This window comes from Mesorhizobium sp. B2-8-5, assembly GCF_006440675.2.
GTDB lineage: Bacteria > Pseudomonadota > Alphaproteobacteria > Rhizobiales > Rhizobiaceae > Mesorhizobium.
The window spans coordinates 3,493,683-3,508,786 of record NZ_CP083951.1 but is presented as its reverse complement, the minus strand read 5'-3'; the positions used below and the strand labels follow the sequence as shown (position 1 = coordinate 3,508,786).

Below are 15,104 nucleotides of genomic sequence, written 5' to 3'. Positions count from 1 at the left end.
GGCTGCCGCAGTCATTCCGAGCAGCAAGGAGCCCGAGAGAAATGTCCGACGACGAGATCATCCTTTCCGAGCTTTCCGACGACGAGCTCGTGCAGCAGATGCACGACGATCTTTATGATGGGCTGAAGGAAGAGATCGAGGAAGGCACGCGAATCCTGCTCGAGCGCGGCTGGGCGCCCTACAAGGTGCTGACCGAGGCACTGGTCGAAGGCATGCGTATCGTAGGCGAGGATTTCCGCGACGGCATCCTGTTCGTGCCGGAAGTGCTGCTCTCGGCCAACGCTATGAAGGCCGGCATGTTCATCCTGCGTCCGCTGCTCGCCGCCACCGGCGCGCCGAAACAGGGCAAGATGGTGATCGGCACCGTCAAGGGCGACATCCACGACATCGGCAAGAACCTCGTCGGCATGATGATGGAGGGTGCCGGCTTCGATGTCATCGATCTCGGCATCAACAACGCCGTCGAGAAATACCTGGACGCGATCGAGCAGCACCAGCCCGACATCATCGGCATGTCGGCCCTGCTCACCACCACCATGCCCTATATGAAGGTCGTCATCGATACGATGAAGGAAAAGGGTATCCGCGACGATTATGTCGTGCTGGTCGGCGGGGCGCCGCTCAATGAGGAATTCGGCAAGGCCGTCGGCGCCGACGCCTATTGCCGCGATGCCGCGGTGGCCGTCGAGACCGCCAAGGACTACATGAAGCGCAAGCACAACGTTCGCGCTTCCGCCTGACCCAAGGCATCAGGATGGATCGACAAGAAAAGCCGCGCCTTGCAGCGCGGCTTTTTTGTTCCCAGATGATGGGAGAGGGCTGCCGATCAGTTGACAGTGTCTTTGACCGCCCTTGCCGTCGATTTGACGTCCTTGCCGACGCCCCGGATGGTGTTCGCGCAGGCCGTGAGGGCAAGCGCGCAGGCCAGGATGGCGATCGGCGCGATGCGTAGCAGTTTCATGGACGGTGTCTCCCTCGACAGGTATTAAGCCCCGCAGCGAAAGCCGGCCCGACTTGGTCAAGACGCAAAAAACGAAATCGAATCAAATGGACAGGCTGCTCGTCATCGCCTGCGGGATGATTGCGCGCGAAGTTTTGGCCGTCAAGCAACAGCTAAAGCTCGACCATCTCGAGCTGACCTGCCTGCCGGCCGAGTTCCATTTCTATCCGGACCGCATCGCTCCGGCGATGGACAAGGCGATCGAGAAGGCCAAGACGGAAGGCTACAGCCGTATTTTCGTCGGCTATGCCGATTGCGGCACCGGCGGCCTGCTCGACCGCGTCATCGAGAAGCATGGCGTCGAGCGCATGGCCGGGCCGCATTGCTTTGCCTTCTACCAGGGCATGGATGCCTACGCGAAGATCGCCGACGACGACATGATGTCGTTTTATATGACCGACTTCCTCTGCCGCCAGTTCGAGGCTTTCTTCATCAAGCCGCTCGGCCTCGACAGGCATCCCGAACTGATCAAGGACTATTTCGGTAATTACGAGAAGCTGATCTATCTCGCCCAGACCGACGATCCCGAGCTCGACAAGGTCGCCGAGAAAGCCGCCGTCATGCTCGGCCTCGCCTATGAGCGCCGGCCGACGGGATATGGCGATTTGACAAGCGAACTGGCGCGGGCGGCACAGGGGGCCTGAAGGTCGGTCTTCACGCCTCCGCTTCCAGCGCCCTCAACACATCGGCAAAACTCGTTCTGCACACAAAGCCCAGTCGCTCTCGCGCCCGCGACGGATCGTAGACGCGGTCGATCGAGGAGAACATCGTCCAGCCCTTCCTCGCATAGAGCCTCGAATAGTCCGGGAAATAGCGCGCGACGACCGTCGGCGCGTCGGCGATCAACTCGACGCAATCCTGCGGCCGGAACGGCGTCGGCGCCGAGATGATGAAGACGTCGAAGCCAAGGCTCGGCGCTTTCTCCAGGGCCGCCACATGGGCCTCGGCCGCGTCCTCCACCGTCAGCCGCCGGAACAGCAATTCGTTGGCCTTGGTGTTGGCATCGGACTGTTCGATGGCATGTGCCATGTCGTCCGCCTCGGGAAAGAAGCGCGCGGTGCGCAGCACCACCACCGGCAGCCCATGCTCGATGTGGTAGAGGCGACAGAGATGCTCGGCGGAAAGCTTCGTCACGCCATAGATGTTGCGTGGCTCCGGCGACATCTCCTCGGTCAGCCAGGCCGCCTTGCGCGCGCCACCCCGGAAACCGGCGCGGATCGCCTGCGAGATCATCAGCGAGGTCGTCGAGGTGAAGAGGAAGCGCTGCACGCCGCAGGCCACGGCCGCGTCGAGCAGGTTGAGCGTGCCTTGCACATTCGTGGCGACGAAGGCGCTATTCTCATGATGCTCGATGTTCGGCTTGTGCAGCGCCCCACTGTGAATAATGGCCTCGATGCTGTTCTCGCGGACAGTCTTCAGGACAAGATCGCGATCCGCGATCGAGCCGACGACTTGGGTGCGCGCCGAGGGAACCGGATCAAGTCCGACGACGTGATGGCCGAGCGCTTCGAGCCTCGGCCCGAGCGCGCTGCCCAGCCAGCCGGACGATCCCGTGAGCAAGATCCGCATCGATCAAACCGCCATTTCTTCGAGATGCTGTTGTTAAGCATGGATGACAGACGATGGCGAACCGGTAAGTTGTGCGCCAGTGATAGAAAGAACTTTGTTCCAGCCATTGATTTGAGGAAACATGTTCATGATGCCTCGCCTGCTCCTTGCCGCCCTCGGTCTCGTCGCCCTCACTTTGCCGGCCCTTGCCGATGGCGAAGTGCAGAAGCTGATCACGGCTGCCGACAAGGCGCGATTGGACAAGTATGGCGAGACGCGCAAGGCGGCCCTCGAAGAGGCAAAGGCCGGCGATCCGGCCGAGGTCAAGCAGTTGGATGAACTGCTCGCCAAACCACTTGTCGCCTTCTCCGACAAGGATCTCACCGGCAACTGGAAGTGCCGCACCATCAAGGCGGGCGGCATCAGCCCGCTCGTCATCTATGGCTGGTTCAAGTGCAAGGTGACCGACGACGGCTCCGGCTGGCGGCTTGCGAAGATCAGCGGCTCGCAGCGCACCGCCGGCCGTTTCTTCGACGATGGCGACAAGCGCGCCATCTATCTCGGCTCGTTCTCGGTCAATGACGACAAGGCCAAGCCCTATGGCAGCGGCCCCGAAAGCGACCAGGTGGGCTATGCCTTCCGCAACAGCGCCACCGAATGGCGGATCGAATTCCCCGCGCCCTATTACGAATCGAAGCTCGACATCATGGAATTGAAGCGCTGAACCGGCCCTTCGACGCTGGCTGAAACGCCTCCGGCACACCAGGGATTAACCCGGTCCGCATAGCATGCGCCCGATCTTCAGAGCGGATGCTTGCCATGACAGCGTCGGAATCGATTACGCGACCGATTGTGGTCGTCACCGAAGGTGGCCCGCATATCTGGGCCATCGTCAATGCGCTTGCCGATCGCGTCGGCCCTGTCAGCGTCATCCTCGAATCCCCTGAATCCAAAAAGCGCCTGCTCATGGGCCGCGCCCGGCGCCAGGGCTGGATCTCGGCCATCGGCCAGCTCGGCACCATGGTACTGACCAGGCTCGGCAAGCGCTTCCTGGCCCGTCATGCCGCGCGACTGATCGCCGAGGAGAAGCTCGCAACCGAGCCGAGGCAAGGCCAGGCGATCATCCATGTCCCTTCAGCCAACGGGCCGGAATGCCTGAAGGGGATCGTGAGCATCGATCCTGGCGTTGTGCTGCTTGCCGGCTGTAGGCTGCTGTCGAAGGATACGCTGGCCAAGATGCCTTGCCCAGTGCTCAACTATCACGCCGGCATCGCGCCAAAATATCGCGGCATGAATGGCGGCTACTGGGCGCTGGCCTCCGGCGATCAAGGGAATTTCGGCACCACAGTGCATCTGGTCGATGCCGGCGTCGACACCGGCGGTGTGCTGAAGCAGGCGCGCGGCAAGCCCAGGACCGGCGATACGATCGCCAGCTACGCGCTGCGGCAGGCAGCATTTTCGCGCGATGTCTGCGTCGAGGCGGTCGGCAATGCGCTGGCCGGCAGACTGGAAACGATCGATCCTGGCCTGCCGTCGAAACAGTGGTACCACCCGACGATCTGGTTCTACCTCTGGACCGGCCTGACCAAGCGCGTCTGGTAACATTGTCAGCTCGGCGATTTGTATGCTATTGTCATACAGAAAGCGAGATTACGATGTCGAACATGGCTCCTCTTAGCGTCCGCGTCACTCTGGACGAACGCGAAATACTCGAAGCCGCCGCAAGTCAGGCTAACACCAATCTTAGCGACTTCATCCGCCGTAAGGCTGTTGAAGCTGCCGAAATGGAGGTGTTGGATGGACGTATCGTGACGATCCCCGCAGCCGACTGGGAGCGGTTTGAGGCTTGGGCGAAATCGGCGCCGAAAAAGCTGCCTGGTTTGCAAAGGCTCGCAGCGTCACGGCCCGTATGGCAGGACTGACCTCGCCTCGACCGCTTGCGGTTGACGACAACAGAGATGCTTTCGACTGCGGCCGCGAGTCGCTCAACAATTGGCTTCGTCGCCATGCCTGGCGCAACCAGCAGGACGGGGCATCGCGCACCAGCGTCATCTGCGATTTGGCGAGCGGCGCGATTGCTGCCTATGTTGCGCTGAGCGCCGGCCAGATCGAGCGGGCCTATCTGCCGAAGTCGGCACAGCGTAATCGCCCCGATCCCATTCCGATTGTGTTGCTCGGCCAGCTGGCCGTGGATATCCGCTTTCAAGGTCGCGGATGCGGACGCTCACTGCTCCTCTTCGCATTTAGGACCGCGGTTCGGTTTTCCACTGAGATCGGCTGTTTTGGCGTCCTTGCCCACCCACTTGATGAGTCCGTGAGAAACTTCTACCGCGGCTTCGATTTCGTAGACCTGCCATTCGATCCGAAACGAAGCATGATCGTGCGTATCGCCGACTTAAGGGAAAGCGGCTTCGGCTACGAATAAGGCAAGTTTCGAGAGCAAGCGGTGCAGCACACAGGGGGATGCTCGACCAAAGAACTTCTCCCTTCCGTTTGGGCCATCGCCAGCGTCGCTTTTGAAGGCGCGCGCGTCGTCCCATAACAAGCGGCCCAACGGCGCATGCGGCAATGCTCGACAACCTCGAGGAGTGAGAATTCATGGCCGATCTGATCGTCGTCTACTGGCGCGACATCCCCGCCCAGGTCATCGTCAAGAAGGGCCGGCAGAACGCCAAGCGCGAGCTGCCGCTGCGCTTCACCGAGGCGATCGACATGTGCGCCATGCGCACCGGCGCCGGCGGCACCGACGACTATCTGGCGGAATGGCGCAAGGCCGACCCGATCCCGGTCGGCGACGACATCGAGGCCGAGGTCGAGAAGGCCTATCAGGAACTCGACGCGAAATATGACCGAGAGCGGCTAGTCGCTCTGGTCAAGGCTGGCGGGAAAGAAAATGTCTGACACAACTCCTGTCAAGGAAGGGCCGGCGGTTACCCAGGCCACCTTGGTCAAGAAGGCAGCGCCGAAATCCGACTACAAGCCTGCCGACGTGTCGCCGCAGCGGCGCGTCCAGCGCACTTTCGCCGTGCGCCTGTGGTCCATCCGGCATTCGCGATTGCTCGAATGGTTCTACAGCCGGTTCGCCGACATTTTCCTGCTCTTGCATCCTTTGTGGAAGGGCATCGGCTACGGCCGCGTCGAAGCCCCGGTGAAATTCATCGAGAAGCGGGTCAAGGGCTTCATGTTCGACTGCCGCATGTGCGGCCAGTGCGTGCTCTCCTCCACCGGCATGTCGTGCCCGATGAATTGCCCCAAGCAGCTGCGCAATGGCCCTTGCGGCGGCGTGCGCGCCAACGGCAATTGCGAGGTCGAGCCGGACATGCCTTGCGTCTGGGTCAAGGCCTGGGAAGGCTCGCGCAACATGGTGCATGGCGACAATATCCTCACCGTGCAGAAGCCGGTCGATCAGTCGCTGCGCGAAACCTCGGCGTGGCTGCGGGTGACCGCGCAGGCCGCCGCCGCGCGTGAAACGACCCAGAACCCCGGAGCTTCGGCATGACCGCCCGCCAGGTCGACGAGAACCCGGCCGGCATCCACCTGCCGCTTGAGCCCCTGCCGGGCCACACGTCGCGCGGCCGGCTGGAGCGCGTGCTGCGCCGCGGTGAGTTTGCTGTAACGACCGAGCTCAATCCGCCCGACAGCGCCGATCCGGAAGACGTCTACAACCGCGCCAAGATTTTTGATGGCTGGGTCGATGCCATCAATGCCGTCGATGCCTCGGGCGCCAACTGTCACATGTCGTCGGTCGGCATCTGCGCGCTGCTCACCCGCATGGGCTATGCGCCGATCATGCAGATCGCCTGCCGCGACAAGAACCGCATCGCCATCCAGGGCGACGTGCTGGGCGGCGCGGCCATGGGCGTCGCCAACATGTTGTGCCTCACCGGCGACGGCGTGCAGGCCGGCGACCAGCCCGGCGCCAAGCCGGTGTTCGACCTCGATTCCATGTCGCTGCTCGAAACCATCCGCATCATGCGCGACAATGGCAAGTTCCTGTCCGGCCGCAAGCTGACGACGCCGCCGCAGGTTTTCCTCGGTGCAGCCGTCAACCCCTTCGCGCCGCCCTACGACTTCCGCCCGATCCATCTCGGCAAGAAGATCGCCGCCGGCGCGCAGTTCGCGCAGACGCAGTACTGCTTCGACGTGCCGATGTTCAGAACCTTCATGCAGAAGGCGCGCGACCTCGGCCACACTGAAAAGCTCTTCCTGCTTTGCGGCGTCGGACCGCTCGCTTCCGCCAAGACGGCGAAGTGGATCCGCTCCAACGTGCCGGGCATCCACATCCCCGACGCGGTGATCAAGCGGCTGGAAGGCGCGCAGGACCAGAAGAAGGAAGGCAAGCAGCTCTGCATCGACATCATCAACGAGGTGAAGGAAATCCCCGGCGTCGCCGGCATCCATGTGATGGCCTACCGCCAGGAGGAATATGTCGCCGAGATCGTCGATGAATCCGGCGTGCTGAAAGGCCGCCAGCCCTGGAAGCGGGAGCGCCGGCGCGACGACCAACTGGTCGCCGACCGACTCGACCACCTGCTGCACGACGAGATTACCGAAACCCAGGTGGATATGGTGAAGACCGCGCATTGACAGCGTGGCAGTCACCATCCGCTTGAACGAGATCAGATAACGATATAAAGAACTCTTTATATCCCGACGGAGAGATTTCATGACCCGCACCATCGTCGCCTCGGCGACCCGAGAAATCGTCATCGGCTTCGATCAGCCCTTCTGCGTGATCGGCGAACGCATCAACCCGACCGGCCGCAAGAAGCTCGCCGCCGAAATGGTGGCTGGCAACTTCGAGACCGTCATCAAGGACGCGCTGGAGCAGGCCGCCTGCGGCGCCACCATGCTCGACGTCAATGCCGGCGTCACCGCCGTCGACCCCAATGCGACCGAGCCGGCGCTTCTGGTGCAGACGCTGGAGATCGTGCAGGGCCTGGTCGACCTGCCGCTGTCGATCGATAGCTCGGTGACCGCCGCGATCGAGGCCGCGCTGAAGGTCGCCAAGGGCCGCCCGCTGGTCAACTCCGTCACCGGCGAGGAAGAAAAGCTCGAGGCTATCCTGCCGCTGATCAAGAAATACAACGTCCCGGTCGTCGCCATCTCCAACGACGAGACCGGCATCTCGATGGACCCGGACGTCCGCTTCGCCGTCGCCAAGAAGATCGTCCAGCGCTGCGCCGATTTCGGCATTCCCGCCCATGACGTCGTCGTCGACCCGTTGGTGATGCCGATCGGCGCGCTGGGCGATGCCGGACGCCAGGTGTTCGCGCTGCTGCGCCGGCTGCGCGAAGAGCTCAAGGTCAATACCACTTGCGGCCTCTCCAACATCTCCTTCGGCCTGCCGCACCGCCACGGCATCAACGCCGCCTTCATCCCGATGGTGATCGGCGCCGGCATGACCTCGGCAATCATGAACCCGGTCCGTCCGCAGGAAATGGAAGCCGTGCGCGGCGCCAATGTGCTCAACGGCACCGACGAGAACTGCACCAACTGGATCCGCACCTACAAGGATTATAAGCCGGTCGAAGGCGGTCAAGCCGTTGCGGCTCCAACGGCCGTCAATGCGCCGGGCGAAGGCAGCGGCAATGGCGGCCGTCGCCGCGGCGGCCGTGAAGCCCGCATGGCCAGGGGATAAGCGCGCAATCGTGAGCCGCACCGCAAACAAGGCTGATCCGATCGCATCGTGGATGCGGCCGGACAGCTCTGCTTTGCGTTCAGGCCACGCCCAATATGGCGTCGAACAGCGCCATTCCCGCCCACGATCCGAAGATGCCTGTTACGCCGCCGACGATGAAATCATCGTCATAGGCGGGCCAGAACGCGTGCAGCAGCAGCGCGCCGACGATCGCGCCGAGGATCCCGGTGGCGAGGTATTGCGGATTGCGCAGCCACGAGCCCTTGATCACGCGCACCATGGTGAACGCGGTGAAGACGGCGGAAAGCAGAAGATCCGACATGGTTGGCCCCTGGACCAGCAGACTCTCCACCCAACAGTAAAACGATCCGTTAAACGGCATCGACAATTGCCATCGAGACGCGTGCCAGCATGAACCCTCCGCCCAACATCACCGATCCGCTCGTGCTGTTCATGCCGTCGGGCAAGCGCGGCCGATTCCCCGTTGGAACGCCCGTGCTGGATGCGGCGCGCCAGCTCGGCGTCTATGTCGAAAGCGTGTGCGGCGGCCGCGCCACTTGCGGACGCTGCCAGATCGAGGTGCAGGAAGGCAATTTCGCCAAGCACAAGATCGTCTCGTCCAACGACCACATCTCGCCCAAGGGCGCCAAGGAAGAGCGCTACGAGCGCGTGCGCGGCCTGCCTGAGCGGCGCCGCCTCTCCTGCTCGGCGCAGATCCTCGGCGACCTCGTCATCGACGTGCCGCAGGACACGGTCATCAACGCCCAGACCATCCGAAAGGACGCCGACACCAGGGTGATCGCCCGCGATACGGCGATCCGCATGTGCTATGTCGAGATCGAGGAGCCCGACATGCACAAGCCGCTCGGCGACCTCGACCGGCTCAAGATCGCCCTGATGAAGGACTGGGGCCTCAAGAACCTCGAATTCGATTTCTATCTCCTGCCGCAGGTGCAGGGCATCCTGCGCAAGGGCAACTGGACCGCGACGGCCGCCATCCACAAGGATGCCGACAGCGACATCGCGCGTGTCATCGCGTTGTGGCCCGGCCTCAAGAACGAAGCCTATGGCCTTGCCTGCGACATAGGCTCGACCACCATAGCCATGCATCTGGTGTCGCTGCTGTCGGGCCGAGTCGCCGCATCTTCCGGCACGTCCAATCCGCAGATCCGCTTCGGCGAGGATCTGATGAGCCGCGTCTCCTACGTGATGATGAATCCGGACGGTCGCGAAGGCATGACGGTCGCCGTGCGCGAAGCGGTTTCCGGCCTCGTCGACAAGGTCTGCGCCGAAGGCAATGTCCAGCGAGCCGACATCCTGGATTCCGTCTTCGTCGGCAATCCGATCATGCATCACTTGTTCCTCGGCATCGATCCGACCGAGTTGGGCGGCGCGCCTTTCGCGCTTGCCGTCTCCGGCGCGGTGCGCATCAAGGCCTCCGACATCGGCCTGAAGCTCAACCAGGGTGCCCGCCTCTATATGCTGCCTTGCATTGCCGGCCACGTCGGCGCCGATGCCGCCGCCGTCACCCTGTCGGAAGGCCCGCACCGCCAGGACGAGATGATGCTGATCGTCGACGTCGGCACCAATGCCGAGATCGTGCTCGGCAACTCGACGCGTGTGGTCGCGGCCTCCTCGCCCACCGGCCCGGCCTTCGAGGGCGCCGAAATCTCCGGCGGCCAGCGCGCCGCGCCCGGCGCCATCGAGCGCGTTCGCATCGACCCGGACACGCTTGAGCCGAAATATCGCGTCATCGGCTCGGAGCTGTGGTCGGACGAGTCGGGCTTCCTCGACAGCGTGCAGGCGACCGGCGTCACCGGCATCTGCGGCTCCGGCATCATCGAGATCGTGGCGGAAATGTACCTTGCCGGCATCATCTCCGAAGATGGCGTCGTCGACGGATCGCTGGCCGCGCGCTCGCCGCGCATCGTTCCCAACGGCCGCACCTTCTCCTATGTGCTGAAGGAAGGCGAACCCAGGATCACCATCACCCAGAACGACGTGCGCGCCATCCAGCTTGCCAAGGCAGCACTCTATGCCGGCACCAAGCTGTTGATGGAAAAGCAGCACACCGAGCACGTCGACCGCATCCATTTCGCCGGCGCGTTCGGTTCGTTCATCGATCCGAAATACGCCATGGTGCTCGGCCTCATCCCCGACTGCGACCTCGACAAGGTCTCGGCCGTCGGCAACGCCGCCGGCGCCGGCTCGCGCATGGCGCTGCTCAATCGCGGCTACCGTCGCGAGATCGAGGAGACGGTGAGCAGGATCGAGAAGATCGAGACGGCGCTGGAGCCGAAATTCCAGGAGCACTTCGTCTACGCCATGGCGCTGCCGAACAAGGTCGACCCGTTCCCGAAGCTGGCGGCCGCGGTGAAGCTGCCGCCGCGCAAGGCGATGAGCGAGGACGGCACCGCCGGCGACGCTACCCCACGCCGGCGTTCACGCGAGGAGCGCGCGGCACGGCGCGGCCGCGACTAACGTTTCAACTCATTCCGCGGCCCCTGCGGCCGCGGCACTGCTTGCCTTCACGGCGCCCTTGGGACGTTGCGGGTGCAGCACCCCGATCAATGGCTTTTCGACGATCAGATAAAGCACTGCCGAGAGCGCCAGCGTGATGGCCAGGATCGTTGCCGGCTGCAAGACCGCCGGAAGGCCCGCCCTCAAGACGACACCCGTCGCCAGGACGCCGGCCACGACATGCCATAGATAGATCGAATAGGACGCATCGCCGAGAAAGCTGGGCAAGGCCGCGGGCTTGAACGGCCGCGCCCGCTCGGCAAACACCGCGCCAGCCACGATCAGCGTGGCCGGAAGCCCCCAGCGCAAGGCGCGAGCCATGTCGGCATCGAACAGCGGACTGGCCGCAAGGAGCAGAAATCCTAAGACAGCCATCGCCAGCGCCACTCCGAGCGGCAGCCTGGTGCCCTGGAGCCACAAGCGCCCCACGACGACGCCGGCCGCGAACTCGAGCACGACAGGATCGGTGAAGGCATGCGCATATCCCGCGGGCAAGACGAAATGCAGTGCGACGATGGCCATAAGGGCGCCCACGAGAACGCCAAACCGCCAGCGCTCCCCGAGGAACAGGACCAGGGTGAAAACGAGATAGAACATCATCTCATAGCAAAGCGTCCAACCCTGTATGACGATGGGATGCAGCGCCCCCTCCTGCAGGACAGGCAGGAAGAACAGCGAGCCGACGAAATTCGCCATACTGAAGAAATGGCCATAGAAGAATTGCGGCTTGATCAGGATGCCTGCCGCGGTCAGAAGCGTGACGATCCAGTAGAGAGGCACGATGCGGGTGATCCGACGACCCATGAAACGCCAAGGATCGGCCGGCCTGCCGGCCGTCGTCACCCACATGATGAAACCGCTGATGACGAAGAAAACGTCGACGCCGGCTGCTCCGACATGGAACGGACCGCCGAACTGTTCGCTGACATGGAAGCAGACCACCGCGCAGGCGGCGAGGCCCCGCAGATATTGAATACTGTGAATGCTCGTCACGATGCTCTGGTCCAGATCGCGCTATGCTGCAGTGCATACAGTCGATATCGCATCGCACAATAACAAAGCAGCCGAGCGCTGCTGTCAACCCGCGGATGGCTTCTATCCGGATGGAGCCGGAATGCCCGCCGGTCCAATTCATTTGTATGCAAATGTTTCCGGATTCGCGCTGTCCGGAAACCGAAACGCTGTTTTCGCGAAATCGATCCGATACATGCGTGAGCGATTTAACCGACATCGAACGGCGGCTGCGGACAATCCTCGGCCGCCGCTGCTCTTCAAGGGAGATGAAAATGTCGATGTACGACAACCTCAGCCGTTTCGGCGTGACCATCAGGCTGGCTCACGCCAGGAACAAGGCGATCCGCGCGCTGAACAGCCTGCCGGCGCATGTCCAGAAGGATATCGGCTGGCCGGCTTCGCCGCCGAGCGACCCGCAGGCAGCCCTTCATGCGCTGCTTCTGGGCACACCGCGCTGATGACCTTCGCCGACAAATGCAGGCTGCTCGGCAAGCGCCGTGGCCGCGACGCGGCCTCGGCGAACGTCGACAACAAATTGCGCGCGGCGTTGCTGTCGAAGCGGCGCTAGAGCAATTCCAGGAAACGTGCGCAGCGGTTAGGCTCGGCAATTCGCCGTAGCCTTCCGCCCGAAATCGCGCAAACAAAGAACTGGCACCATCGGATCACGCCGATGTGCCAGCGTGAATCCTTGACATTTTTAACTGAGGTACAATCTTCGCAAAGCGGGGGGAATTCTCTTAGTCGGCTCTGCCGAAGTGCGTGTATCTGCATGCCCAGTTTGAAAAGCCATCTCGTTTCGTTCGTTCTCAGGCACAGCCGCAAGAAGGCGTTTTCCAGTCCCGAGAACCTGCAGCGCTGGATCGCCTACGCCCGCAAGACGGAGGATTATCATCCGCCGGCCTTGCTCAGGGCACGGCTGGACATCGCCGAGACCGAGATCGACGGCTTTCCCGTCTATGAGATCGCGCCGAAGGCGGGCGAAAGCCGGCGCATCCTCTACATGCATGGCGGCGCCTATGTCTTTCAGATCACCTCCTACCATTGGGGGCTGATCGCCGAAATGGCCGAGCGTCTCGGCTTCGGCATCACCGTGCCGGTCTACCCCATCGCGCCGGAGCACGATTTCCATGACATGTTCGGCATGGTCGGCGACGTCTACCGGCGCATGCTCGAAGAGACTGAGGCGCAAGACATCGTCTTCATGGGCGATTCCGCCGGCGGCAACATGGCCGTCGTGCTGACCATGATGGCCGCCGAGGAGGGCCTGCCGGCACCGTCGCGCCATGTGCTGATCTCGCCCGGCCTCGACGTTTCGCTTGCGAATCCGGAAGTCTTCGAGGCCGAGCGGCAGGATCCATGGCTGGGTATTGCGGGTGGGCTGGAAGCGGTGCGGCTCTACAGCGCCGGTTTCGATCGCACCGACTGGCACATCAGCCCGCTTTACGGCGACCTGTCCGTGCTGCCTAAGACGCTGCTGCTGACCGGTTCACGCGACATGCTGACACCGGATAATCTCATCTTCGCCGAACGCGCCCGCGCTGCCGGTGTCGAGGTCGACCTGGTCTACGAGGAAGGCATGTTCCACGTCTGGCCGCTGATCGAGATGCCCGAGGCGCGCCGCGCGCGCGACAGCATCGTTGCATTCCTCGATAATGTTCCAGCAGCGCACCAGGCTCGTGCGCGACGCAGGACGAAAGCCGCTTTCGCAGGGCGCCCGGCGCCGGCGGCCGAATAGCTCAGAACTTGCCGGTTTCCCGGAACAGTTCGAACGTCGCGCGGATATGGTCGGCGACGGCCTTCACCGGCGCGCTTGCGTCGGGCGCCACCACCATGGCGAGATTGTAGGTGCCGATCTCGGGCATGCCGTCCTTGGCGCCCAGCGAGACCATCTCGTCGCCGAGGAAGGACTTCGGCAGCGGCGCCACTGCAAGGTCGGCCATGATGGCGGCGCGCTGGCCGGCCGTGTGGGCGCTCATATAGGCGATGCGGTAGTTGCGGCCCTCGCGGCCAAGCGCTTCCAACGCCCCTGCCCGCCATGCGCAGCCTTCTTCCCACAGCGACACCGGCAGCGGCTCGCGCAGATGCGCGCAGCCGCCCTTAGCGCCTGCCCACACGATCGGTTCGGTCAAAAGCACCTCGGCGCCGATCGCGCTGGTCTTGTAGGAATTGGTGAGCAGCGTGATGTCGAGCGCGCGGTCGTCCATGCGGCGGCGCAGATTGATGCTCTGGTCGATGGTGACGTCGACGGCGATCGACGGATGCGACTGGGCAAAACGCTTCAGCACATGCGGCAGCACGCGCTCGCCATAGTCGTCCGGGGAACCGAGCCGCACCACGCCCACGATGTCGGGGATGATGAATTTCGACACCACCTCGCGGTTGATCGACAAAAGCCGGCGCGCATAGCCGAGCAGCATCTCGCCATCGGTGGTCAGCGTCACCGAACGCGCGTCGCGGGCGAAGACAGAACGGCCGAGGATATCCTCCAGCTTCTTGATCTGCATGGAGACGGCCGATGGCGTGCGGAACACCGCGTTGGCGGCGGTGGTGAAGCTGCCGGTCTCGGCGATCGCCACGAAAGTGCGCAGCACATCGAGGTCAAGCAGCGGCAAGGGATGATTGAGCGGGGCGTTCATGGCAGCTTGCCTTCAATTTTTCTGATGCAATCCATCATTCCATTTCGTTTGATTGAACATCACTCCAGGCGCATAGTCAACTCGATCGATGCAGGATGCTGCCAAAAACAGCCATGAAACGACCCTGACACAGTCCTGCAATCGACGTGAAATGAAGCTGAAACAGACCTGGCTTAACGCAGTGACGGGCGCCTCCCTGCCCGCATAGAGGAGAAAGAAATGTCTATCCTGTCATCCATCGGTCGGCTTGCGACCGAATTCAGCGCGGCCCGCGCCCGCTACCAGACCGAACGCGCCATCCATGCGCTGCCGATCGAACTGCAGAAGGATATCGGCTGGCCGGAAGCCGCCGATGCCAAGACCGGCTTGCGCTTCGGCGTCGGAAGTTGGGCCGGAGCGAAGTAATCAAGTGTGTATGGAGTTCTGAAGGCCTGCCGCGTCAGCTCGGCAGGCCTTTTGCTTGTTTTTAGCGCCTTTGTTTGCACTCAAACGACTTTTCCAGCCATGCGACCACAGCATGACGCATATGAACCACCCGCATAGCGGGTTAACAAGCCGATTAAACCCTTGTAAATAATAGGAAATCTTGGGCAACTTGCCCAAAAATGTCGCAAATGATGTCGCTTTTCATATCAAGCGGTTCGTTTTTGCGATTTAGTTTCTGCTGAAGTGAGCCTATATCCACGCCAGCAAACGAGCTGCCCCACTCCATCAAGCGAAGGCGACCCGTCTGAGCAACCCAATG

19 protein-coding genes are annotated in these 15,104 nt (G+C 62.7%); 14 read left to right on the top strand and 5 right to left on the bottom strand.

Going from position 1 to position 15,104, the window contains the following annotated elements:
* Positions 1 to 41: 41 nt before the first annotated feature.
* Positions 42 to 740: a corrinoid protein gene (locus FJ430_RS16965; RefSeq protein WP_140495658.1), complete on the top strand. Its 699-nt coding sequence runs from the start codon at positions 42 to 44 to the stop codon at positions 738 to 740.
* 86 nt (positions 741 to 826) lie between these two features.
* Here the strand turns inward: FJ430_RS16965 and FJ430_RS16960 are convergent, their stop codons facing one another.
* A complete protein-coding gene (locus tag FJ430_RS16960) occupies positions 827 to 961 on the bottom strand; it encodes an entericidin A/B family lipoprotein (protein ID WP_041003961.1) in 135 nt (44 codons plus the stop codon).
* 53 nt (positions 962 to 1,014) lie between these two features.
* Between FJ430_RS16960 and FJ430_RS16955 the strand changes: the two genes are divergently transcribed.
* Complete coding sequence (locus FJ430_RS16955; RefSeq protein WP_140705565.1) at positions 1,015 to 1,644, top strand: DUF1638 domain-containing protein; 630 nt, start codon at positions 1,015 to 1,017, stop codon at positions 1,642 to 1,644.
* A gap of 10 nt (positions 1,645 to 1,654) precedes the next feature.
* On the opposite strand, the gene FJ430_RS16950 is transcribed toward FJ430_RS16955, so the two are convergent.
* Complete coding sequence (locus FJ430_RS16950; RefSeq protein WP_140705568.1) at positions 1,655 to 2,569, bottom strand: NAD-dependent epimerase/dehydratase family protein; 915 nt, start codon at positions 2,567 to 2,569, stop codon at positions 1,655 to 1,657.
* A 127-nt stretch (positions 2,570 to 2,696) separates the two neighbouring features.
* Here FJ430_RS16950 and FJ430_RS16945 point away from each other — a divergent pair, with 127 nt between their 5' ends.
* From FJ430_RS16945 to FJ430_RS16910, 8 genes are all read left to right on the top strand, one after another.
* The gene (locus FJ430_RS16945) at positions 2,697 to 3,272 is read left to right on the top strand and encodes a DUF4893 domain-containing protein (protein ID WP_140705571.1); all 576 of its coding nucleotides are present in this window, start codon (positions 2,697 to 2,699) and stop codon (positions 3,270 to 3,272) included.
* Positions 3,273 to 3,367: 95 nt separating this feature from the next.
* The gene (locus FJ430_RS16940; protein ID WP_140705573.1) at positions 3,368 to 4,150 is read left to right on the top strand and encodes a formyl transferase; all 783 of its coding nucleotides are present in this window, start codon (positions 3,368 to 3,370) and stop codon (positions 4,148 to 4,150) included.
* 53 nt (positions 4,151 to 4,203) lie between these two features.
* Entirely contained in the window at positions 4,204 to 4,470 is a 267-nt protein-coding gene (locus FJ430_RS16935) for a DUF1778 domain-containing protein (RefSeq protein WP_140653529.1), read from the top strand.
* Complete coding sequence (locus FJ430_RS16930) at positions 4,395 to 4,973, top strand: GNAT family N-acetyltransferase (RefSeq protein ID WP_319022981.1); 579 nt, start codon at positions 4,395 to 4,397, stop codon at positions 4,971 to 4,973. Before FJ430_RS16935 ends, FJ430_RS16930 begins: the two co-directional genes overlap by 76 nt.
* A 173-nt stretch (positions 4,974 to 5,146) precedes the next feature.
* On the top strand, positions 5,147 to 5,449 hold the full coding sequence (locus FJ430_RS16925; RefSeq protein ID WP_127863411.1) for a virulence factor: 303 nt from the start codon (positions 5,147 to 5,149) through the stop codon (positions 5,447 to 5,449).
* Positions 5,442 to 6,047, top strand: a complete 606-nt coding sequence (locus FJ430_RS16920) for a methylenetetrahydrofolate reductase C-terminal domain-containing protein (protein WP_140705576.1) — start codon at positions 5,442 to 5,444, stop codon at positions 6,045 to 6,047. The genes FJ430_RS16925 and FJ430_RS16920 overlap by 8 nt, the downstream gene beginning before the upstream one ends.
* On the top strand, positions 6,044 to 7,135 hold the full coding sequence (locus FJ430_RS16915; RefSeq protein ID WP_140646594.1) for a methylenetetrahydrofolate reductase: 1,092 nt from the start codon (positions 6,044 to 6,046) through the stop codon (positions 7,133 to 7,135). The genes FJ430_RS16920 and FJ430_RS16915 overlap by 4 nt, the downstream gene beginning before the upstream one ends.
* A gap of 79 nt (positions 7,136 to 7,214) precedes the next feature.
* Positions 7,215 to 8,189, top strand: a complete 975-nt coding sequence (locus FJ430_RS16910; RefSeq protein ID WP_140646596.1) for a methyltetrahydrofolate cobalamin methyltransferase — start codon at positions 7,215 to 7,217, stop codon at positions 8,187 to 8,189.
* A gap of 79 nt (positions 8,190 to 8,268) precedes the next feature.
* Here FJ430_RS16910 and FJ430_RS16905 read toward each other — a convergent pair whose 3' ends face one another.
* Positions 8,269 to 8,511, bottom strand: coding sequence for a hypothetical protein (locus FJ430_RS16905; protein ID WP_226891738.1), 243 nt, complete (start codon positions 8,509 to 8,511; stop codon positions 8,269 to 8,271).
* A gap of 89 nt (positions 8,512 to 8,600) precedes the next feature.
* Here FJ430_RS16905 and FJ430_RS16900 point away from each other — a divergent pair, with 89 nt between their 5' ends.
* Entirely contained in the window at positions 8,601 to 10,670 is a 2,070-nt protein-coding gene (locus tag FJ430_RS16900) for an ASKHA domain-containing protein (protein ID WP_140705578.1), read from the top strand.
* A 9-nt stretch (positions 10,671 to 10,679) separates the two neighbouring features.
* On the opposite strand, the gene FJ430_RS16895 is transcribed toward FJ430_RS16900, so the two are convergent.
* Positions 10,680 to 11,702 (bottom strand): acyltransferase family protein, encoded by a 1,023-nt coding sequence (locus FJ430_RS16895; protein WP_226891737.1) that lies wholly within the window; start codon positions 11,700 to 11,702, stop codon positions 10,680 to 10,682.
* Positions 11,703 to 11,995: 293 nt separating this feature from the next.
* On the opposite strand from FJ430_RS16895, the gene FJ430_RS16890 reads away from it, so the two are divergent.
* Complete coding sequence (locus FJ430_RS16890) at positions 11,996 to 12,181, top strand: hypothetical protein (RefSeq protein ID WP_181166902.1); 186 nt, start codon at positions 11,996 to 11,998, stop codon at positions 12,179 to 12,181.
* Positions 12,182 to 12,492: 311 nt separating this feature from the next.
* On the top strand, positions 12,493 to 13,458 hold the full coding sequence (locus FJ430_RS16885) for an alpha/beta hydrolase (protein WP_140705581.1): 966 nt from the start codon (positions 12,493 to 12,495) through the stop codon (positions 13,456 to 13,458).
* Between the two features lies 1 nt (position 13,459).
* Here FJ430_RS16885 and FJ430_RS16880 read toward each other — a convergent pair whose 3' ends face one another.
* Positions 13,460 to 14,359, bottom strand: a complete 900-nt coding sequence (locus FJ430_RS16880) for a LysR substrate-binding domain-containing protein (protein ID WP_040981895.1) — start codon at positions 14,357 to 14,359, stop codon at positions 13,460 to 13,462.
* A gap of 219 nt (positions 14,360 to 14,578) precedes the next feature.
* On the opposite strand from FJ430_RS16880, the gene FJ430_RS16875 reads away from it, so the two are divergent.
* Complete coding sequence (locus FJ430_RS16875) at positions 14,579 to 14,764, top strand: hypothetical protein (protein ID WP_140646602.1); 186 nt, start codon at positions 14,579 to 14,581, stop codon at positions 14,762 to 14,764.
* Positions 14,765 to 15,104: the final 340 nt, after the last annotated feature.